The organism is Paenibacillus kribbensis, from assembly GCF_001705305.1.
Taxonomy (GTDB): Bacteria; Bacillota; Bacilli; order Paenibacillales; family Paenibacillaceae; genus Paenibacillus; species Paenibacillus kribbensis_B.
The window spans coordinates 1-521 of sequence record NZ_MCBP01000057.1; the positions used below are offsets into that span (position 1 = coordinate 1).

At 33.8% G+C, this 521-nt stretch carries 2 protein-coding genes; both read left to right on the top strand.

Annotated elements, in window-relative coordinates:
• The coding region (locus tag BAZ21_RS27540) for a hypothetical protein (protein ID WP_218061459.1) at positions 1-263 on the top strand (263 nt) is incomplete at its 5' end.
• Positions 263-430: a hypothetical protein gene (locus BAZ21_RS29335; RefSeq protein ID WP_176718238.1), complete on the top strand. Its 168-nt coding sequence runs from the start codon at positions 263-265 to the stop codon at positions 428-430. The genes BAZ21_RS27540 and BAZ21_RS29335, both read left to right, overlap by 1 nt.
• The last annotated feature ends 91 nt before the right edge of the window (positions 431-521 follow it).

The window sequence follows — 521 nt, forward strand, 5'->3', positions numbered from 1 at the left end:
AGTCTAAAGGAAATATCTCATTGATTAGGGCTAACGGTTCTTTCTTAGGAGTAATGCGTAATCGCCATAATATTGGATATGTTGATGTAAGTAATTCAATGTGGTGTGGTTATCACTTAATCAAAGGTAAAAGCAAAGCAAGAAAAGAACAAAGCATTGATATTTTAGAAAGTTATAATATAGTCCCTAAAGACAAAATCAATGACGACATGGCAGACGCGTTCTGTATCTTGCTCTATGTAGAAAGTCAGGAGAATATATAATGATTGTAATTAATATTGCCTTGATTATTCTTGGCATTTTATATGGTGTAGGTTCAGTTACCAACTTTAAGGAGTGGTACTATCGCCATGACTATCTAGCTATTGCATTGAGTGTATTTACATCTATCTTATTGTTAGTGGCTGGAGTATTAAACGTTTTGAATTAAAAGAATAGGTGTACTGATTGACGGTACTTAAATGTCATAGAGTTGACAGCCAAGCATAGGGTGCAAACTGTAAAGCATACTGTTTGATTAA